The sequence below is a fragment of the Pantoea folii genome (assembly GCF_056678875.1).
The window spans coordinates 162255-182370 of sequence record NZ_JBWXON010000008.1 but is presented as its reverse complement, the minus strand read 5'-3'; the positions used below and the strand labels follow the sequence as shown (position 1 = coordinate 182370).

Here is a 20116-nt window from a genome sequence, read left to right as displayed (position 1 = left end):
CTGGCGCATGGCGTCAGCCCCGATTTCTCTTTTGGCGAGTCTGCTATGTCCTCATCACGCCCCGTTTTTCGCTCCCGTTTTTTGCCCTATTTGCTGGTGGCACCACAGCTGGTCATTACTGCTATTTTCTTCCTGTGGCCGGCCGGTGAAGCGCTGTGGTATTCGCTGCAAAGCATCGATCCCTTTGGTATTTCCAGCACCTTCGTCGGGCTGGATAACTTCAAGCGCCTGTTCAGCGACAGCTATTACCTCGACTCTTTCTGGACCACCATCGAATTCAGCGCCCTGGTTACGGTATGCGGCATGACCTTCTCGCTGCTGCTGGCGGCGTTGGTCGACTACGTGGTGCGTCTGAAAAAACTGTACCAAACGCTATTGCTGCTGCCTTACGCCGTTGCACCGGTGGTCGCTGCCGTGCTGTGGATGTTCCTGTTCAACCCTGGCCTCGGCCTGTTCAGCCATCTGCTGAACCAGATTGGCTATAACTGGAACTACGCGCAAAACAGCGGTCAGGCGATGTTCCTGATCGTGCTGGCATCCATCTGGCAGCAGATGAGCTACAACTTCCTGTTCTTCTTTGCCGCACTGCAGTCGATCCCCAAATCGCTGGTGGAAGCGGCGGCGATTGACGGTGCTGGACCGGTGCGCCGTTTCTTCAATCTGTCACTGCCGCTGATCACCCCGGTGAGTTTCTTCCTGCTGGTCGTCAACCTGGTGTATGCCTTCTTCGACACCTTCCCGGTGATCGATGCCGCGACCGGCGGCGGTCCGGTGCAGGCCACTACCACGCTGATCTACAAAATTTATCGCGAAGGCTTTACCGGTCTGGATCTCTCGTCCTCTGCCGCGCAATCCGTGGTGCTGATGCTGCTGGTGATTGGCCTGACGATCCTGCAATTCCGCTTTGTCGAGCGTAAGGTGCAATACCAATGATTGAGAATCGACGCGGGCTGGATATCTTCAGCCATACCCTGCTGGTGCTCGGTGTCCTGACCATTCTGTTCCCGCTGTACGTGGCGATAGTCGCCGCCACGCTGGATAACGAAGCGGTGTATCAGGTGCCGATGACCTTAGTGCCCGGCACACATCTGTGGGACAACATTTCGCGCATCTGGACCCAGGGCGTCAACGGCAGCGGTCCGGCCTTTGGCATGATGATGCTCAACAGCCTGATCATGGCGCTCGGCATCACGGTGGGTAAAATCGCGGTGTCGATGCTCTCCGCTTTTGCGCTGGTGTGGTTCCGTTTCCCGTTGCGCTCGCTGTTCTTCTGGTTGATCTTCATCACCCTGATGCTGCCGGTAGAAGTGCGTATCTTCCCGACGGTAGAAGTGATTTCCAACCTGCACATGCTTGATAGCTACAGCGGTTTAACCTTGCCGCTGATGGCTTCGGCCACCGCGACCTTCTTGTTCCGCCAGTTCTTTATGTCGCTGCCCGATGAGCTGATTGAAGCGGCGCGCATTGATGGCGCCAGCCCGATGCGTTTCTTCTGGGATATCGTTTTGCCACTGTCCAAAACCAACCTCGCCGCGCTGTTCGTGATCACCTTTATTTACGGCTGGAACCAGTATCTGTGGCCGCTGTTGATCATCAACGATCCCAGTCTCAGCACCGCGGTCGCCGGGGTGAAAAGTATGATCAACACCAGCGGTGGGCCGACGCAGTGGAACGAAGTGATGGCGGCAATGTTATTAACCCTGATCCCACCGGTGGTGGTGGTACTCGTGATGCAACGTGCCTTTGTGCGTGGCCTGGTGGAGAGTGATAAATAAATGGCAGGCGTAACCCTTCAGACCGTCACCAAATCGTATGACGGCAAAAATCAGATCATTCAGCCACTGAATATCACCATCAATGATGGCGAGTTTATGGTGATGGTGGGCCCTTCCGGCTGCGGCAAATCGACGTTGCTGCGCATGGTAGCGGGGCTGGAACGTGTGACTTCCGGCGATATCTATATCGACGACAAGCGCGTCACCAATATGGAACCGAAAGATCGTGGCATCGCCATGGTATTCCAGAACTACGCGCTTTACCCGCATATGACCGTGGGCGAAAACATGGCTTACGGCCTGAAAATTCGCGGCATGGGTAAAGAGCAGATCGATCAACGCGTAATGGAAGCCGCGCGCAGTCTGGAACTGGATCACCTGCTGTCACGTCGTCCGCGTGAGCTTTCCGGTGGACAGCGCCAGCGTGTGGCAATGGGCCGCGCCATCGTGCGTGAACCAGCGGTGTTCCTGTTCGATGAGCCATTGTCGAACCTGGATGCGCGCCTGCGTGTGCAGATGCGTCTTGAGCTGCAACAACTGCACCGTCGCCTGAAAACCACCAGTCTGTATGTGACGCACGATCAGGTAGAAGCCATGACGTTGGCCCAGCGCGTGATGGTGATGAACAAAGGTGTAGTCGAGCAGGTCGGCACGCCGGTGGAAGTGTATGAGCGTCCGGCGAGCCAGTTTGTGGCGTCGTTTATCGGTGCACCGGCAATGAACCTGCTGCCAGGCCAGATCAACAGCGACGGCACGCGCTTTACGCTCGATGCGCTTAATAGCTTGCCTTTGGGCGAGAGCAAAGCGAAGTGGGCGAATCGTCCCCTTACGTTGGGCATCCGTCCTGAGCATCTGGTGCTCAGCTCGCAAGCAGCGGGCGGCATTCCATTAGTGGTCGATACGCTGGAGATGCTGGGTGCGGATAATCTCGCGCACGGCCGCATCGGAAATATCCGTCTGGTGGTGCGTTTGCCGCACAGTGAACGTCCGCAATCGGGCAGCACCTTATGGCTGCAACTGCCGCCAGATGCGTTACACTTCTTCGATTCAACCCATGGAAAGCGTCTGGAATGAGTGTAGAAAATTGGCCATACCCACAGATCGTCGCCCATCGCGGCGGCGGTAAACTGGCACCGGAAAATACGCTGGCGGCGATAGATGTCGGTGCGCAGTACGGTCATACCATGATCGAGTTTGATGCCAAGCTGTCGGATGATAAACAGGTGTTCCTGCTGCATGACGATACGCTGGATCGCACCAGCAACGGCTGGGGTGTGGCGGGCGATCTCTCATGGAGTAAGCTATCGCAGCTGGATGCGGGCAGTTGGTACAGCCGTGAGTATGAAGGCGAGCCGCTGGCGCTGCTGCGTGACGTGGCCGATCGCTGCCGCCAGCATCAGATGATGGCGAACGTTGAGATCAAGCCGACCACCGGCAAAGAGGTGGAAACCGGACGCGATGTGGCTTTGGCCGCGCGAGAACTGTGGCAGGGGCAGACCGCGCCACTGTTGTCTTCCTTCTCTTATGAAGCACTGGAAGCGGCAATGCAGGCGGTGCCTGAGTTGCCACGCGGATTGCTATTGGATGAGTGGCGCGAAGATTGGTTGGCGCTGACGAGCGCGCTGGATTGCGTCTCTATCCATCTCAATCACAAACTGCTGGATGCCGAACGCACCGCGCAGCTGAAAGCCGCCGGATTGCATATTTTGGTGTACACGGTGAATCAGCCCGCGCGAGCGCGCGAGCTGCTGAACTGGGGCGTGGATGCCATCTGTACTGACCGCATCGACATTATCGGTCCCGACTTCCGTTAATTCTGGTTTTGCTGCTGGCCCGGCTGTTGCTGAATCATGCGCTGCTGGGCGCTATCCCTTCGCTCCTGCATTTTCCGCTGTAATTCCTGATTCTGCTGCTGCTGATCCTGACGCAGTTTTTGCTGCTGCTGCTGTTGCTGAACCTGCATCTGCGTTTGCATCCGCTGCTGGCTCGGGTTATAGCCGGGTTTAAAAGGCTCATTCGTATTGTTGAGCATGTTCGCCATGCCGCTCAGTGGCAGCAATGCGGCAATCACAATTAGCCATTTTTTCATGGTCTTCCTCCATTAATGCAGCCTGCTGTGTGTGGTTACCGATGATCTGGCAACCAAGGCTGCTGTCATAAGTTTATGCGATGTCACAAAGTCCTGAACCAGGAGTGCGCCGAATTTGGCTTACTGCTACGCTTTTTATCGTGTTTGCAAACACTTGCATCAAAAAATAACAAATGTAAATAATCGCAAAGGAAGATCGCAAATGAGACTAAAGGGCAGCGTGCGTCAGGTTGGCTGGGCATTATTGATGAGTTTTACCGTGGTACAGGGGGCGTTTGCTGCGCCCGCCAGCGCGCCACCGGTGTCATACGGCGTGGACAGTGACACCTTCCATCCGGTGAAGGCGCAGCACGGTATGGTGGCGTCGGTGGATGCGATAGCCACCCAGGTGGGCGTCGATATTCTGAAGCAGGGCGGTAATGCCGTGGATGCGGCCGTTGCAGTGGGCTTCGCATTAGCCGTCACTCATCCACAAGCCGGTAATCTCGGCGGTGGTGGCTTTATGATGCTGCGTACCGCCTCGGGACGCACCACGGCGATCGATTTTCGTGAAATGGCGCCAGCGCGTGCCTCACGCGATATGTTCCTCGATAAGCAGGGTAATGCTGACCCTAAACTGTCGCTCACGTCCCATTTAGCCTCGGGCACACCGGGCACTGTTGCTGGTTTTGCGCTGGCGGCACAAAAATACGGTACGCTGCCGCTGAGTAAACTGCTGGCACCGGCGATTAAACTGGCGCGTGAGGGCATCATCGTTAACGATGCGCTGGCGGACGATTTGGCGACCTACGGCAAAGAGACGTTGATCAATCACGACAACAGCCGGGCGATTTTCTACAAGGCAGACGGCAAGCCGTATCAAAAAGGTGAGCGTCTGGTGCAGAAAAACCTCGCGCACAGCCTGCAACTGATTGCTCAACAAGGGCCGGATGCGTTCTACAAAGGCAAAATTGCCGATGAGATCGCTGGAGAAATGGCACAGCATGGCGGATTGATTGGCAAACCGGACCTGGCCGCCTATCGTGCGGTAGAGCGTAAACCGGTCAGCGGCACCTATCGCGGCTATGAAGTGTTCTCAATGCCGCCACCGTCTTCAGGTGGGATTCACATCGTGCAGATCCTGAATATCCTCGAAAACTTTGATCTGGCGAAGTGGGGCTTTGGCAGTGCGGACGCTATGCAGGTGATGGCGGAAGCGGAAAAATACGCTTATGCCGACCGCTCGGAATACCTTGGCGATCCTGATTTCGTCAAAGTGCCGCAGCAGGCGTTGACCAGCAAAGCCTACGCCAAAACCCTGGCGCAGCAGATTGACGTCAACAAAGCGCGTCCTTCCAGCGAAATCAAACCGGGTAAGCTTGAGCCGTACGAAAGTAATCAAACCACCCACTTCTCGGTGGTGGATAAAGACGGTAATGCGGTCGCCGTGACCTACACGCTGAATACCTATTTCGGTAGCGGCATTGTCGCCGGGCAGAGCGGTATCCTGATGAACAACGAAATGGATGACTTCTCCGCTAAGCCGGGCACACCAAACGTGTATGGTTTAGTGGGCGGCGAGGCGAATGCGGTGCAACCGGCTAAACGTCCATTGTCATCGATGTCACCGACTATCATTGCCAAAGACGGCAAAACCTGGCTGGTGACGGGCAGCCCTGGTGGCAGCCGTATCATCACCACCGTACTGCAAATGGTGGTGAACAGCATCGATTTTGGTATGAACGTGGCGGAAGCCACCAATGCGCCGCGTTTCCACCATCAGTGGTTGCCGGATCAGTTGCGCGTGGAGAAAGGCTTTAGCCCGGATACGCTGCGTTTGCTGGAAGCTAAAGGTCAGCATGTCAAAGTGATGCCCGCGATGGGCAGCACGCAGAGCATTATGATTGGGCCGGACGGCACGCGTTACGGTGCTTCGGATCCGCGCTCGGTGGATGATTTGAGTGCCGGGTATTAATTTAGCGTAATAAAGTGCGCCGCTACCGCCTCAGTACGAGTTGTAGCGGCGCGATTCATCGCGCAAGTTATTTCAATCGCGCCATGTAATGCGTATCAATCATCTCGCCGTCGCGCATGGCAAAACGCTTCGCCGTCCCTTCGATCTCAAAGCCAAACTTCTGATAAAGACCCATCGCTTTATGGTTATCAGCGAACACGGTTAACTCGATTCGTGTCACTTGTAGCCAGTTGTCACACAAGTCAATCATTGCGGCCATCAGCGCCGAGCCTACGCCGCGACGGTGAAAGGCGGGATCAACGCCCATGCCAAAGGTAGCGGCATGGCGACGTCGTGCGACAGATTGCACTTCTAGCGTGATTTGCCCAGCCAGTTGATCGTCAATCATTGCCACTAGCATATGCACACCCGGACGTGGATTGCTAAGGCGTTCCTGCCATAGCGTGGGTGACTGGTGTGGCAGTTGCAATGTATTCGCCTGCGTCTCCGGTTGGCTGTAGAGACGTGTTAGTGCAGCAGCATCTTCTGGGATTACGTGGCGAATGACGATCTGACTCATAAAGCGACTCCTTGTGCAAAGTGAATAAAATCCCCTTTAACATCAAGGAATTCTCGCGAGTCGTCAATGGAAAATAATTCTCAAAAGGGGGTTTACAGACGAGAATGATAATGATTATTATTGTCATGCGGACCGGGAACGTCTCCTGACTACCGGGTAAGCACGACATTGCTCACATTGCTTCCAGTGTTTCTTAGCCAGCTCGGGTGCTGGCTTTTTTTTTGCCTGCAATGTGCCTCTTTCATCTCCCTTGTCCGAGCACCGCCAAAACGTTCAGCATTTTTGAACAGAGGCGTGAAGTTTTTCAGCTATCAATCAATCTCTCTCAGGCACACACTGTAAAAAACATTGAGGAGAATTGAACATGATCTACGTACGCAAAGCAGAAGAACGCGGTCACGCCAATCACGGTTGGCTCGATAGCTGGCACACCTTTTCTTTCGCCGATTATTACGATGCCAACTTTATGGGCTTCTCGGCCTTACGCGTTATCAATGAAGACGTGATTGATGGCGGCCAGGGTTTTGGTACCCATCCGCATAAAGACATGGAAATCCTGACCTATGTGTTGTCTGGCACCGTGGAACATCAAGACAGCATGGGTAACAAAGAGCAGATCCCGGCAGGTGAGTTCCAGATCATGAGCGCCGGTACTGGCGTGCGCCATTCAGAGTACAACGCCAGTGATAAAGATCCGCTGCATCTGTATCAGATCTGGATCATTCCAGAGCGCAAAGGCATTGAGCCACGCTATGCGCAGCGCCGCTTCGAGGATGTGAAAGGTCGCCAGTTTGTCCTGTCCCCGGATGAGCGTGAAGGATCGCTGAAAGTGTTCCAGGACATGACCCTGTCGCGCTGGGTGTTTGCTAAGGGCGAAGCCGACGCGGTGACTGTCGAAGCGGGTCGTCGTGTGTGGATTCAGGTGGTGAAAGGTCTGGTGAGCGTGAATGGCGAACAGGTCGGTACCAGTGATGCGCTGGCGATCTGGGATGAAAGCGCGCTGACCATCAACGCTGACAGCGATGCAGAGATTCTGCTGTTTGATCTGCCGCCGGTGTAACAGCCTGTCAATAAATCGTGCAAGGTTGCCCTCTATGGCGACCTTGCATTGTTTGCCGACTTTTCGTTGGGTGCGTACCGATGTGCACAGAATCAGAGCGGGAATTCATGGTTTTCCGCAAAGCCTGAAATTGACAAAAAAATGATAGACTCATCGTATCTCTGACCTCAGGCGCATACGATGAAGAAGAAAAGGCCGGTACTACAGGACGTTGCCGATCGCGTCGGCATCACAAAAATGACCGTCAGTCGCTACCTGCGAAACCCCGATCAGGTCTCTGCGGCGCTGCGCGATAAGATCGCCGTCGCACTGGATGAACTCGGTTATATCCCCAATCGTGCCCCCGATATGCTCTCTAATGCGACCAGTCGCGCTATCGGCGTACTGTTGCCCTCGCTCACCAACCAGGTGTTCGCCGATGTGTTACGCGGTATTGAAACCGTGACGGATGAGGCCGGTTATCAAACGCTGGTGGCGCACTTTGGCTATAACGCTGATAAAGAGGAGCTACAGCTGCGTTCGTTACTGGGCTGGAACATCGATGGCGTTATCCTGACCGAACGCACCCACACGCCCGGCACGCTGCGCATGCTGGAAGTGGCCGGCATTCCGGTGATTGAGATGATGGATTCGGTGACGCCGTGCCTCGATATGGCGGTGGGCTTCGATAACGTCGAAGCGGCGCGGCAGATGACGCATGCTATTCTGAAAAAAGGCCACCGCCACACCGTTTACCTTGGCGCGCGTCTGGATGAACGTACTCTGCAAAAACAGCAGGGCTACGAAAAGGCGATGCGTGAAGCCGGGCTCACCCCGCACAGTGTGATGATGGAAGATGCTTCCTCCTTCAGTGCCGGCGCGCAGCTGCTGCGTGAGGCGCAGAAACGCTATCCCGAAACCGACAGCCTGTTTTGTACCAACGATGACCTGGCGGTCGGCGCGATGTTTGAGTGCCAGCGTCAGGGGTTAAACGTACCTGAGCAAATGGCGATTGCCGGATTCCACGGCCACGATATTACGCAGGTGGTGACGCCGCGCCTGGCCACGGTGCTGACCCCGCGTGAGCGCATGGGACGCGAATCGGCTGCGATGCTGCTGGCGCGCATCGGCGGCGACCGCAGCGTGACCGAGCCGCTGGATGTCGGGTTTGAAATTGCAGAAGGTGGCAGCATCTGATTTTGGCGATTATTTGAGTCAGTTCACACTTTCGTGCTTTTCCACCTAACAAGGGTTGCCAGTCCCGCAGTGGGCTCCGACAATGATAATCAAATTTGTTATCGGTAACATTGGCAGGCAAACTGCCGGAGCGCAAAACCATGACCACGCCATCTCCATCGCACCACGTCTTTATCCTGATGGGCGTTTCCGGCAGCGGAAAGTCTGCCGTCGCTAATCAGGTTTCTCATCAGTTGAGCACGGCATTTCTGGATGGCGATTTCCTGCATCCGCGTAGCAACATCATGAAAATGGCCGACGGTCATCCGCTGGATGATAACGATCGTCAGCCGTGGCTGCAGGCGCTGAATGATGCCGCCTTCGCCATGCAGCGCACCCAGGCTATTTCGATTATCGTCTGCTCTGCGCTGAAAAAGTCCTACCGCGACATCCTGCGACAGGGCAACCAAAACCTGAAATTCATCTATCTGAAGGGCGATTTCGAAACCATCGAATCGCGTCTGAAAGCACGTAAAGGTCACTTCTTTAAGCCCCAGATGCTGGTGACGCAGTTTGAGACCTTGCAAGAGCCTGGGGCTGACGAGCCCGATGTACTGGTGGTTGATATTAATCATTCACTGGATGAAGTCGTTGCGGCCACGGTTGCGACCATTGAGGAAGCAACCAACAAGGGTTAGTAATGAGTACCGCAACGCTGGTGTTAACCGCAGCAGGCTCCGTCCTGCTGCTGCTGTTTTTGGTGATGAAAGCGCGTATGCACGCCTTTGTCGCCCTGATGTTAGTCTCAATTGGTGCCGGTCTGTTCTCTGGCATGCCACTGGATAAAATTGCTGACACCATGCAAAAAGGCATGGGCGGAACGCTCGGATTTCTCGCCATCGTGGTGGCATTGGGCGCGATGTTCGGCAAAATCCTGCATGAAACCGGCGCAGTCGATCAAATCGCTATCCGCATGCTGAAAGCCTTTGGTGAAAACCGGGCGCACTACGCGATGGGGATTGCCGGGCTGATCTGCGCGCTGCCGCTGTTCTTTGAAGTAGCGGTGGTCTTGCTGATCAGCATCGCCTTTGCCGTGGCGCGTCGTACCCATGGCAACTTAGTGAAGTTGGTCATTCCACTGTTTGCTGGTGTGGCGGCCTCTGCGGCGTTTCTGCTGCCGGGGCCGGCCCCGATGCTGCTGGCTTCCCAGATGCACGCGGACTTTGGCTGGATGATCCTGCTGGGCCTGTGTGCAGCGATTCCCGGTATGCTGATTGCGGGTCCGTTGTTTGGCAATTTTATTGCCCGCCATGTCAGTTTCAGTGCGCCGCCGGAAGATCATCAGCCAGAAGTGGAAGAGGGTAAGCTGCCGTCGTTTGGCTTCAGCCTGGCACTGATCCTGTTCCCGCTGCTGCTGGTGGGCCTGAAAACCATCGGGGCGCGCTTCACCACACCAGATTCACGTCTCTACGAGTGGCTGGAGTTTATCGGCCATCCGTTTACGGCGATCCTGCTGGCGTGTCTGGTAGCGATTTACGGTCTGGCCTATCGCCAGGGAATGGACAAAGAGAAGGTGATGCAGGTGTGCGGCAGTGCGCTGCAACCGGCAGGCATTATTCTGCTGGTGATCGGTGCGGGCGGTGTGTTCAAGCAGGTGCTGGTGGATTCTGGCGTCGGCCCGGTATTGGGTCACGCGCTCACTGGCGCCGGGATGCCGATTGCGCTGGCGTGCTTCATCCTTTCCGGTGCGATCCGTGTGATTCAGGGATCGGCGACCGTGGCCTGTCTGACGACCGTGGGCCTGGTGATGCCAGTGATTGAACCGCTGCACTACAGCGGCGCGCAGTTGGCGGCGCTGTCGATCTGCATCGGGGGTGGCTCCATCATTATTAGTCACGTCAACGATGCCGGTTTCTGGCTGTTTGGCCGCTTCACCGGTGCAACGGAAGGTGAAACGCTGAAAACCTGGACGCTGATGGAAACCATTCTGGGTACCACCGGTGCCATTGTCGGGATGATCGCGTTCACTCTGCTGTCGTAAGAATTTTTCGGTGCGCCGCAATGCGCACCCTATAAAATTCACCTATCCGCACGGCAGGTTGCCATTGATGGCGACCTGACCGAATAGCACAGCCGATTGGTCGCGCATGTATGACGATGTGGCTGCATCCCGCAGCCGTTGATCATCGCAGTCATTCCAGGCTGTTCGTTAATCCTCATCCCGCTCATCATCCGGCTGATCCAGCACCGTATAAGCCACCGCACAGAACAGCGAGTTCAGACGCTTCATATCTCCCAGTAACCCTAGATGCAGGGAGCTGGTTTCGATGCTCTGCACATTCTTCTGATGCAGGCGCTCGACGTGAGCGTGTGAGAAACGGCGAATCAGGATGCGAAAACGGTGTTTGGAGCGGCGTAGTCGGCGCGCGCTGGGGATATCTTTCGACAGAAACACCGACAAACTGAGGCGCAGATTGTTGAGTACCTGCTCCTGCAATGTGTTCAGCTCTTCCAGCCCTTCGGGGGAAAATGCCCGACGGGCGTTCAGCGATTTCACCGCCACGTCCGCAGACATGCGTTCAATGATATCGCCCGCCTGCTCAAGGTTGAGTGCCATCTCGATGACCTCGGCCCAGCGGCGCGAATCCTCCTCGGCCAAATCCTCTTTCGGCATGCGCGCCAGATAGAGTTTGATGGCGGTATACAGCACATCGACATCATCATCCAGACGCCGCACCGCGCGCTCTTCACGCAGTTCGCCATGCACCACTTTATTGAAGGACTCCATCATATGTTCAACGACATCACCGATGCGCAAGGTTTCGCGCGCCGCATTGGCCAATGCCAGCGCAGGGGTATCCAGCGCGCTGCGGTCGAGATGTTTAGGGCGGAGATGCGCATCGGTTTCCGGCTCGTCGGAGATCATACGACGGCACAAGCGCGCCATCGGTTCGGCGAATGGCACCATAATCAGGCAGCGAACCAGGTTGTAGAACACGTGGAAGAAGATCACCAACTCCTCATCATCCACTGGCATTTTATCAAGGATATCGGCGATGTAATTCACCAACGGCAAAATCGCCAGACTGCCGATGAGCTTGAACAGCAGGCTGCCCAGCGCCACGCGTTTTCCCGCAGCATTTGAGCCACTGGCGTTAATCATTGCCAGCAAACCACTGCCGAGGTTGGCACCAATCACCAGACAGAGCGCCACTTTGAAGGAAATCACATCCGCTGCCGTCAGTGTAGCGGTGATCAGCACCGCCGCGAGGCTGGAATAACTGATGATGGCGAATACCGCGCCAATCAGTGCATCCAGCATGACATCGCCGGTTAGCGTGGAGAACAGCACCTGTAAACCCGCCGCCTGGGTAATGGGTTTAGCAGCGGCCACGATCAACTGTAGCGCTAACAGAATTAAGCCAAGGCCAATGGCAGCTCGACCCATTTGTCCGGCCCGCGTCTGCTTACGGCTGAGGAAGAACACCACACCAAAGAAGATGAAGAGCGGCGATAGCCAGGAGAGATCGAAGGTCAGGATACGCGCCATGATGGCGGTACCGACATCGGCACCGAGCACCACCACCAGCGCAGGCGTCAGACTCACCAGATTCTGTGCGACAAACGAGGTGACGAGCAGGGTGGTGGCATTGCTGCTCTGCACCAGCGCGGTGACGCCAATCCCGGCGAGAAACGCCATTGGCTTCTTTTCCACGCTGCGGCTGAGCACCCGGCGCAAATCGGCACCGTACACGCGCATGATGCCAGTGCGCACAATGTGCGTGCCCCACACCAGCAGGGCCACAGCAGATAAGAGATTGATCAGGGTCAACACGTCGGGCGGTTCCTTATCCTCAGACTTACATTGCACCAACTGCAAGCCTGTGGGTGAGTACCGAGGTGTCGGGCGCACCGAAGTGCGGCAATGGGCAGCCTAAAGGCCGCCGCGACAACGATTAACAGGCTGCATTAACGCTGAATACTGCCGCGTTGCGTTGCCAATTTCTCGTTAAATTTAAGCAACCTGGCGCAACGTCGACATCTCTAACTGTAGACCAATTTGCATGCCAGCAGGGTGCAAATCCGCCACGCTGCGGTTCAGCACATCCACTGACAATTCAACCCCATGCGCCAGTACACGATAACGAATCACGTTACCCAGCAGGCTGTGACTGAGGATAGTGGCCGGAATGCCATCCTGCGGTGCACTCAAGCGGATTGACTCAGGTCGAATCGCTACCTGACCCGTAAATGTCTGGCCGGTGAGCTGCGTTGCCTGTTCCGCACTCAGCAGGTTGTAGTTGCCGATAAACCCGGCGGCAAACAGGTCGGCTGGCTGCGTGTAGAGGGCTTCAGCGTTGCCGTTTTGCACGATCTTGCCACGGTTCATCAGTACGATGCGATCCGACAGCGTCAGCGCCTCTTCCTGATCGTGGGTAACGAAAATGGTAGTGAGCTTTAGCTCCTGCTGAATGTTGCGGATCTGTTCACGCAGATGGCGCCGGATGCGCGCGTCCAGTGCGGAGAGCGGCTCATCCAGCAACAGCAAACGAGGGCGCGTCACCAGCGAGCGCGCTAAGGCAACACGCTGGCATTGTCCGCCAGAAAGCTGGTGCGGATAACGGCGGGCGAAATCGGTCAGCTCGACCAGTGCCAGCGCTTCCATTACCCGTTTCTGAATATCGCCGCCTGGCAGTTTCTGCATTTTTAGGCCAAACGCCACATTCTTCTCCACCGTCATGTTGGGGAACAGCGCGTAGCTCTGGAACACCATGCCAATGGTGCGTTTCTGCGGCGGCAGCGGCACGATATCCTGGCCCTGCAGCAGAATTTTGCCGCTGTCGACATCGGTCAAACCGGCGATGCAGCGCAGCAGCGTTGATTTGCCGCAGCCGCTCGGGCCGAGCAGGGTAACAAACTCACCTTCATCGGCGCTGAAATCGATATTTTCAAAGATGCTGGTGGGGCCGTAGCTTTTGTTCAGCTGGGTGACGTTCAGATAACTCATGGTCAGCCTCGTTCAGGATTGAGGGCATTCGCCAGCCAGGTGACCAGCAGGACGACAGCAAAATAAGAGATCACCAGCGCACTGGTGAAGTGGCCGCTGCCGTTACGCATATTGTAGAGGTACACCTGCAAGGTTTCATAGCGGGTACCGACTAACAGGTTAGCGAACACAAACTCACCTATCAGGAAAGAGAAAGAGAGCAGCACCGCGATAAACACGCCTTTGCGCAGATTCGGCAACACCACAAACAGTGCTGCCTGCCAGGTGCTGGCACCCAGCAGATGAGACGCATCGATCAGCTCTTTCAGGTTGATCGCCTGCATATTGTTGGCAATGGCACGGTAAATAAACGGCAGCGCGATGGTGAAGTAACAGCCGACCAGAATCCACGGCGTGCCGGTGATCATCAGCGGCGACGAGGAATAAAGCTGCAGCAGGCCAACGGATGACACCACCGGCGGCACGGCAAACGGCATCAGAATCAGCACGTTCATCACCGCATCCAGCTTCGGATAATAGTAAGCGATTACAAACATCGCAGGCAGCACCAGCACTAATGAGAACAGCAGCGCGCCAAAGCAAATCAGCAAGGAGTGGCCCAATGCGGTCAGGAAACGCGGATCGCTCCACAGCTCAATCAACCACTTCAGGGTAAAGCCCTGCGGCAGAATGGTGTCGCTCCAGTCAGTCGAGATGCCATACAGCAACGTCGCCAGCAGCGGGGCGGCGAGGATGATCAGCAGCAGCCAGATAATCAGGCGATGATAAATTTTTTCCGCGCGAGACACGTTCTACTCCTGTGATTTCGCGTTGAGATAACTGCGGCGCACCAGATACTGCTGCACCACGGTAATCAGCGCCATAATGAACACCAGCAACATGGCCAGCGCACCGCCGGTATTCGGATCGAGCGAGATATCACCCGACACCAGCGCCGCAATACGCACTGGCACCACGTTAAAGTTACCGGTGGTCAGCGCATAAATGGTGGCGTAAGCACCCAGCGCATTGGCCAGCAGGATGACAAAAGTCCCTAACAGCGCCGGGAACAGGATGGGTAAGCCAATATGCCACCAGTAACGCCAGCGGCTGGCACCGAGCAGTGCGGCTGACTCTTCCCAATCTTTGCGTAAGCCATCAAACGCCGGATAGAGCAGCAGAATACCGAGCGGGATCTGGAACCAGGTGTAAACCAGCACCATGCCGTCACGCGAGAACAGCTTGAACCCTTCCAGCATGCCGAAGTGGCGCAGCAGCAGCGTCAGACAGCCGTTCATGCCCAGCAGAATCACAAAGGCGAACGCCAGCGGCACACCCGCAAAGTTGCTGGTCATGTTGGTAAACGACATCAGGAAGCGCTGAAAGCGGCCGCTGCCTAGCTGATGCAGCGAATAGCCGGCAATCAACGAGATCAGCAGGCCGTAAATGCTCGACCAGATGGAGATATCCAGCGACAGGCGAAACGCCTGCAGGTAAAACGGTGAAGTGAGGATATCGATGTAGTTATCGATACCCCAACGCTCGTTCATGTCGCTCCAGAAGCTGTTGATGGCGATCCACAGCAGCGGCGCGAGCTGGAAGGCAACCCAAAAGAAGGCGAACGGCAGCAGCAATAGCGTGGCGAGGGTTTTGCCCTTCATTAACGCGGCTCCGCCAGCAAACCGTGGCACACCGGTTTATCGTGCTCAATGCCCAGCAGCGTGCAAACGATGCCACACAGTTCAGTTTGCTGCGGTTCGAGATCGGGCTGACGGGAGAAGCCCGCACCAAACACAAACAGCGGCACCTGCGTCTCTTCCGGCAAAATGCCGCCGTGCGAGCGGTCATCGTTCATGCCGTGGTCGGCGGTGACGATCACCTGATAGCCCGCAGCGAGCCAGCCGGGCATCCACTGCGACAGATAGCCATCGGCCATACGTGCGCGGTTGCGATATTGTGGCGATGACAGGCTATGCTTGTGCCCGGCATCGTCGATATTCATGGGGTGAATCAGTAAAAAGTCCGGATCGTGGTTCAGACGCAGGCTCTCGGCATCTTCAAACAAGTGGGAATCCGGATAACTGTCGTCCCAGTAAAAGTGGCCGTATTGAATCGGCAAATCGGGGGCGACGGTGTGGCGATCACGCGCATTGTTGAACGGGGATTGGTTATACAGCTCACTCACCCAGTGATAGGCGGCAGCGGCCGTGGTTAAACCGGCGGCGCGGGCGTAATGGAAGATGCTGCGCTGATTGCTCAATCGATTGACGCCGTTATGAATAATGCCGCTCTGCACTGGCGGAATCCCAGTCAGAATGCATTCATACAGCGGACGTGACAGCGAAGGCAGTTCGCAGGTCAGCGTGTAGTATTGGCCGTTGCCCTGTTTGCATTCAGCAAACAGATAGCCCATCGCATGCTGTGCCACCTGATTGCTCAGGCCATCCAGTACCACCAGGATTGTCTTCATTCCCGTTCCTTACATCATTCAAATTGCGGGCACTGCGCTTAGCGGCGCAACGTATTGCGTATCGATGCGCGACATCGCGCCGCCAGGGTGTGTGCAAATTACTGCTTCATATTGATAATCACGTTCTCTTGCCACAGACGCGGCAGCATTTTCGAGCTCTTATCCCATGCAGCCTGATCTTTGATCGGGCGGGCATTTTTGTACTCAGACTGCGGCAGCAGTTTGGCTTGCACATCGGCTGGCAGAGTTAAATGCTCAGCGCGGATTGGACGTGCATAACCTTTCGCCAGGTTGATCTGACCGGCATCAGAGAAGATGTATTCACGCGCCAGTTTGGCGGCGTTCGGGTGTTTGGCGTATTTGTTGATGATGGTGCTGTAACCGGAAATCACGGAGCCATCAGACGGGATCACCACTTCATAGCGGTTTTTGTCGATCTGATCGCGATAATTCAGACCGTTGAAGTCCCATACCACGGCAACCTGAATTTCACCTTTCTCAATGTTGGCAATCACCGGATCGGTCACGCCCAGACGGCCTTCTTTAGCCAGCTCGCCAAAGAATTTCAGGGCTGGCTTCAGGTTCTTCTCATCACCGCCCATCGCGTAGTTGGCCGCCAGTACGCCGTTAGCCGCCTGAGCAGCCACGCCGACGTCACCGATAGTGACCACATACTTACCTTTCTTCAGATCGGCCCAGCTGTGCGGTGCATCTTTCACCTGCTGCTTGTCGATCAGGAAGGCGATGGTGCCGGTGTAAGCCAGCATCCAGTTTCCATCGCTGTCTTTTGCCCAGCTCGGAATCTGATCCCAATGCGTTGGTTTGTACGGTTGTGCCAGACCTTTGGTCACAGCAACCGGACCGAACGCGGCACCCACATCACCGATATCGGCGCTGGCGTTCTCTTTCTCTGCATCAAATTTAGCCAGCTCCTGCGCCGATGACATATCGGTATCGCTGTGCTTCAGGCCATATTTGCTGTTGATGTCATTCCATGTGTCTTTCCAGTTCGCCCAGCTGTCTGGCATACCGACGCTGTTGACCTGGCCCTCAGCACGCGCGGCTTTTTCCAGCGCGGCAAGGTCGTTATCGGCGGCGTGCGCGGCGGGCAGCGCAAGCAGTACGGCACTGGCTACTACAGAGGAGATAAACGCTTTCATCTCGGTTGCTCCGGGTGTAAGTTGTGGGACGTCTTGGTCTAGTCCAGCAAGAACCGAGCCAATGTAGCCCGATCAGATGAAGGTTTTATGACCATGGTGGTGAAATGTGGTGTGACGCGTAGCTCCACATGCGGATACAGCGCGCAAAAGCGTGGGATATGCCTGTCATATTGTAGTCATCGAACTGTCATAGTGCAGAATTGCCCCAAAATGAGGCTAAAAAATGTCGTCGAAAACGGTGGATGTGATTGCTGCGGCGCTGAGCGAACGCATTGAAAACGGTGAATTTACCAGCGGACGTTTGCCGGCAGAGCGCAGTTTAAGTGAACATTATTCCACCACGCGTATTACCCTGCGTGAGGCGCTGGGCTTACTGGAAGCGCAGGGCGTCATTTACCGTGAACTGCGTCGAGGTTGGTTTCTCGCCCCACCCAGGCTGGTGTATAACCCGGCCCATCACAGCCACTTTCATGCCATGGCCGCCGAGCAAGGGCGCATCGCTCTCACTGAAGTGATTGAGGCACGGGAAGTCCCGGCACAGCTGGTGATTGCACGACATTTGCAGTTACTGGAAGGGGATAGCGTGTTTCGCATTCGACGCCTGCGACGTATTGATGGGCGCGCGGTGTTGTACGTGGAGCATTACCTCAATCCGGCCTTTTTTCCCGGCCTGCTAGAGGAAGACCTCACCCGCTCACTTACCGATCTCTACGATCAGCGCTATGGCATTCGTTACGGCGGCGCTCGCTTTACCATTCTGCCCGGCCCGCTTCCTGCGCGCGCGGCACCTGCACTCAATGTCGCCAGCGGAACTCCCGGATTACTCATTACACGCATTAACCGCGATCAACACAAACGGGTCATCGACTGTGACTGCGAGTACTGGCGCTATGACGCGCTCTGTGTGGATGTTGATGTGTAGCATATTGTGATTTCGATCACACTACAGCATGATAGCCTCAGAGAGTTTCCGTACTTTGAGGCGCACAAAAATGACAACAAAATCAGCACCGGGGCAGCTTATTGCTTCGGTATTACAGTGGGTTCTGAATATTGGCCTGGTGACGTTGGCCATCATCCTGGTGGTGTTTCTTGGCAAAGAGACAATCCATTTAGCCAATGTGCTGTTCAGCACCGGTGAGCAGGCGTCTTCTTACCTGCTGATCGAAGGCATCGTGATCTATTTTCTCTATTTCGAATTTATCGCGCTGATAGTGAAGTACTTCCAGTCCGGCTATCACTTCCCGCTGCGTTATTTCATCTATATCGGCATCACCGCAATCATTCGTCTGATTATCGTTGACCATAAAAACCCGTTCGACACGCTTTATTATTCAGCGGCGATTTTAATTCTGGTGGTCACGCTGTGGTTAGCCAATAGTAATCGCTTAAAGCGCGAATAATCCCCCTTCTGTCTGGCGTGGCACAACCAGCAGTGCCACGCCCGATTCTCTGCGTTAAACTAGGGCAACTTTTTCTCCGGAGATGTCCTGATGTCGCATCACGCGCTGCGCCAGTTACTCGCACTGCATTGGCTGCCAGCCACTTCCCCCTTGCTTTCCCCCCCTCTGCTTGACTGGTTGCTGGAGGAAGACTCCATGACGCGTCGCTTCGAGCAGCATTGCCAGCAGGTGACGGTGGAACTGATCCGCGAAAGCTTTATTACCGCTGACGAGATGGCGCCAGAAGCGGAATTCCTGCCCGCCGATGATCGCTTTTGGTTACGTGAAATCGTGCTGTGCGGCGATGGCGAACCCTGGTTGATTGGGCGAACCGTGGTGCCAGAAAGCACGTTGAACGGCCCGGAGCAGATGCTGCAAAATCTTGGCACCCGTCCGCTGGGGCGCTATCTTTTCGCCTCCTCGACGCTGAGCCGCGATTTTATCGATCCCGGTCAGGTGGACGATCTGTGGGGACGTCGCTCGCGCCTGCGTTTATCAGGCAAACCGCTGCTGCTAACTGAACTGTTTTTACCAGCGTCGCCGTTGTATCGCGCGCTGAATCAAGGATAAAGGATTGTGGAAAAAACCTTAACTATGACCAAATGGCAGGCTTATCGGCGCCTGATGCGCATCGATAAACCGATTGGCACGCTGTTGCTGCTGTGGCCCACCATGTGGGCACTGTGGTTATCAGGCATGGCGGTGCCGCCTTTGTCTGTGCTGGTGGTATTTGTGCTCGGCGTCATTGTGATGCGTGCCGCGGGCTGCGTGATCAATGATTATGCGGACCGTAAGGTGGATGGTCATGTCAAACGGACCGCATCGCGTCCGCTGGCGAGCGGCGCGGTGACGGAGAAAGAGGCCAAAATCCTGTTTGTCGTGCTCGGGTTGCTGGCATTTGCGCTAGTGCTGACCATGAACCGTATGACGATTTTGCTGTCATTTGGTGGCCTGGCACTGGCGTGGGTCTATCCGTTTATGAAGCGCTACACCCATTTACCCCAGGTGGTATTGGGAGCGGCATTCGGCTGGGCGATTCCAATGGGTTGGGCGGCGGTTAGTGAGTCCTTACCTCTTGTTTGTTGGCTGGTGTTCTTCGCGAATATCTGCTGGACGGTGGCTTACGACACGCAATATGCGATGGTTGATCGTGATGACGACCTAAAGATTGGCGTGAAATCCACAGCGATTCTGTTCGGACGTTTCGATAAATTGATCATCGGCTTATTGCAGTTGGCCACGTTGGGGCTAATGGCGCTAGTCGGATTGATGTTGCATCTGAACGGGGCGTTTTACTGGTCACTGCTGGTGGCGGGCGGCTTCTTTGTGTATCAACAAAAGCTGATTGCTCAACGTGAACGCGATCCTTGCTTCCAGGCCTTTCTAAATAATAACTACGTTGGTCTGGTGCTGTTTATCGGCGTACTTCTCAATACTCAGCCATTTATTGACCTGTTTTAAGGGG

21 protein-coding genes are annotated in these 20116 nt (G+C 55.5%); 13 read left to right on the top strand and 8 right to left on the bottom strand.

Annotation, left to right across the window (positions count from 1 at the left end; translation table 11 throughout):
• The first annotated feature begins 45 nt into the window (after positions 1-45).
• Genes ugpA through ugpQ form a run of 4 tightly spaced genes read left to right on the top strand, consistent with a single transcriptional unit; the run spans position 46 to position 3589 of the window.
• Entirely contained in the window at positions 46-933 is an 888-nt protein-coding gene (gene ugpA / locus AC1MDE_RS11855; RefSeq protein ID WP_034827026.1) for a sn-glycerol-3-phosphate ABC transporter permease UgpA, read from the top strand.
• Positions 930-1775: a sn-glycerol-3-phosphate ABC transporter permease UgpE gene (ugpE, locus tag AC1MDE_RS11850; protein WP_034827014.1), complete on the top strand. Its 846-nt coding sequence runs from the start codon at positions 930-932 to the stop codon at positions 1773-1775. The genes ugpA and ugpE overlap by 4 nt, the downstream gene beginning before the upstream one ends.
• Positions 1776-2849, top strand: a complete 1074-nt coding sequence (locus AC1MDE_RS11845; RefSeq protein WP_479397946.1) for a sn-glycerol-3-phosphate import ATP-binding protein UgpC — start codon at positions 1776-1778, stop codon at positions 2847-2849.
• Positions 2846-3589: a glycerophosphodiester phosphodiesterase gene (ugpQ, locus tag AC1MDE_RS11840; protein ID WP_058960052.1), complete on the top strand. Its 744-nt coding sequence runs from the start codon at positions 2846-2848 to the stop codon at positions 3587-3589. The genes AC1MDE_RS11845 and ugpQ overlap by 4 nt, the downstream gene beginning before the upstream one ends.
• On the opposite strand, the gene AC1MDE_RS11835 is transcribed toward ugpQ, so the two are convergent.
• Positions 3586-3864, bottom strand: a complete 279-nt coding sequence (locus tag AC1MDE_RS11835) for a DUF2756 domain-containing protein (protein WP_058960053.1) — start codon at positions 3862-3864, stop codon at positions 3586-3588. The two genes, ugpQ and AC1MDE_RS11835, sit on opposite strands and share 4 nt — an antisense overlap.
• Positions 3865-4066: 202 nt before the next feature.
• On the opposite strand from AC1MDE_RS11835, the gene ggt reads away from it, so the two are divergent.
• Complete coding sequence (gene ggt / locus AC1MDE_RS11830; protein ID WP_479397948.1) at positions 4067-5818, top strand: gamma-glutamyltransferase; 1752 nt, start codon at positions 4067-4069, stop codon at positions 5816-5818.
• A 67-nt stretch (positions 5819-5885) separates the two neighbouring features.
• On the opposite strand, the gene AC1MDE_RS11825 is transcribed toward ggt, so the two are convergent.
• Complete coding sequence (locus AC1MDE_RS11825; RefSeq protein ID WP_058960055.1) at positions 5886-6377, bottom strand: GNAT family N-acetyltransferase; 492 nt, start codon at positions 6375-6377, stop codon at positions 5886-5888.
• A gap of 364 nt (positions 6378-6741) precedes the next feature.
• Here AC1MDE_RS11825 and AC1MDE_RS11820 point away from each other — a divergent pair, with 364 nt between their 5' ends.
• From AC1MDE_RS11820 to gntU, 4 genes are all read left to right on the top strand, one after another.
• Positions 6742-7437: a pirin family protein gene (locus AC1MDE_RS11820; RefSeq protein WP_166933941.1), complete on the top strand. Its 696-nt coding sequence runs from the start codon at positions 6742-6744 to the stop codon at positions 7435-7437.
• 180 nt (positions 7438-7617) lie between these two features.
• Entirely contained in the window at positions 7618-8613 is a 996-nt protein-coding gene (gntR, locus tag AC1MDE_RS11815; protein ID WP_479397949.1) for a gluconate operon transcriptional repressor GntR, read from the top strand.
• Positions 8614-8753: 140 nt separating this feature from the next.
• Positions 8754-9290 carry a gluconokinase gene (gene gntK, locus AC1MDE_RS11810; protein ID WP_034826988.1) on the top strand — a complete coding sequence of 179 codons (537 nt, stop codon included), beginning with the start codon at positions 8754-8756 and terminating at the stop codon, positions 9288-9290.
• A 2-nt stretch (positions 9291-9292) separates the two neighbouring features.
• On the top strand, positions 9293-10633 hold the full coding sequence (gene gntU / locus AC1MDE_RS11805; protein ID WP_034826986.1) for a gluconate transporter: 1341 nt from the start codon (positions 9293-9295) through the stop codon (positions 10631-10633).
• Between the two features lie 168 nt (positions 10634-10801).
• Here gntU and AC1MDE_RS11800 read toward each other — a convergent pair whose 3' ends face one another.
• The 6 genes from AC1MDE_RS11800 to AC1MDE_RS11775 form a co-directional block, all read right to left on the bottom strand.
• Positions 10802-12427: a Na/Pi cotransporter family protein gene (locus AC1MDE_RS11800; protein ID WP_479397950.1), complete on the bottom strand. Its 1626-nt coding sequence runs from the start codon at positions 12425-12427 to the stop codon at positions 10802-10804.
• Positions 12428-12607: 180 nt separating this feature from the next.
• Positions 12608-13600 carry an ABC transporter ATP-binding protein gene (locus AC1MDE_RS11795; protein ID WP_058960059.1) on the bottom strand — a complete coding sequence of 331 codons (993 nt, stop codon included), beginning with the start codon at positions 13598-13600 and terminating at the stop codon, positions 12608-12610.
• 2 nt (positions 13601-13602) lie between these two features.
• Complete coding sequence (locus AC1MDE_RS11790) at positions 13603-14388, bottom strand: ABC transporter permease (RefSeq protein WP_034826980.1); 786 nt, start codon at positions 14386-14388, stop codon at positions 13603-13605.
• Positions 14389-14391: 3 nt separating this feature from the next.
• On the bottom strand, positions 14392-15240 hold the full coding sequence (locus AC1MDE_RS11785) for an ABC transporter permease (RefSeq protein WP_480344574.1): 849 nt from the start codon (positions 15238-15240) through the stop codon (positions 14392-14394).
• On the bottom strand, positions 15240-16049 hold the full coding sequence (locus AC1MDE_RS11780) for an alkaline phosphatase family protein (RefSeq protein ID WP_058960062.1): 810 nt from the start codon (positions 16047-16049) through the stop codon (positions 15240-15242). Before AC1MDE_RS11780 ends, AC1MDE_RS11785 begins: the two co-directional genes overlap by 1 nt.
• A gap of 98 nt (positions 16050-16147) precedes the next feature.
• Positions 16148-17209: an ABC transporter substrate-binding protein gene (locus AC1MDE_RS11775; RefSeq protein ID WP_058960063.1), complete on the bottom strand. Its 1062-nt coding sequence runs from the start codon at positions 17207-17209 to the stop codon at positions 16148-16150.
• A 223-nt stretch (positions 17210-17432) separates the two neighbouring features.
• Here AC1MDE_RS11775 and AC1MDE_RS11770 point away from each other — a divergent pair, with 223 nt between their 5' ends.
• The 4 genes from AC1MDE_RS11770 (at position 17433) to ubiA (ending at position 20112) form a co-directional block, all read left to right on the top strand.
• Positions 17433-18131 (top strand): UTRA domain-containing protein, encoded by a 699-nt coding sequence (locus tag AC1MDE_RS11770; protein ID WP_058960064.1) that lies wholly within the window; start codon positions 17433-17435, stop codon positions 18129-18131.
• Positions 18132-18201: 70 nt separating this feature from the next.
• Positions 18202-18612 (top strand): phosphate-starvation-inducible protein PsiE, encoded by a 411-nt coding sequence (gene psiE, locus AC1MDE_RS11765; RefSeq protein WP_058960065.1) that lies wholly within the window; start codon positions 18202-18204, stop codon positions 18610-18612.
• A gap of 90 nt (positions 18613-18702) precedes the next feature.
• Complete coding sequence (gene ubiC, locus AC1MDE_RS11760; RefSeq protein WP_160868411.1) at positions 18703-19221, top strand: chorismate lyase; 519 nt, start codon at positions 18703-18705, stop codon at positions 19219-19221.
• 24 nt (positions 19222-19245) lie between these two features.
• Positions 19246-20112, top strand: coding sequence for a 4-hydroxybenzoate octaprenyltransferase (ubiA, locus tag AC1MDE_RS11755; RefSeq protein WP_200538060.1), 867 nt, complete (start codon positions 19246-19248; stop codon positions 20110-20112).
• The last annotated feature ends 4 nt before the right edge of the window (positions 20113-20116 follow it).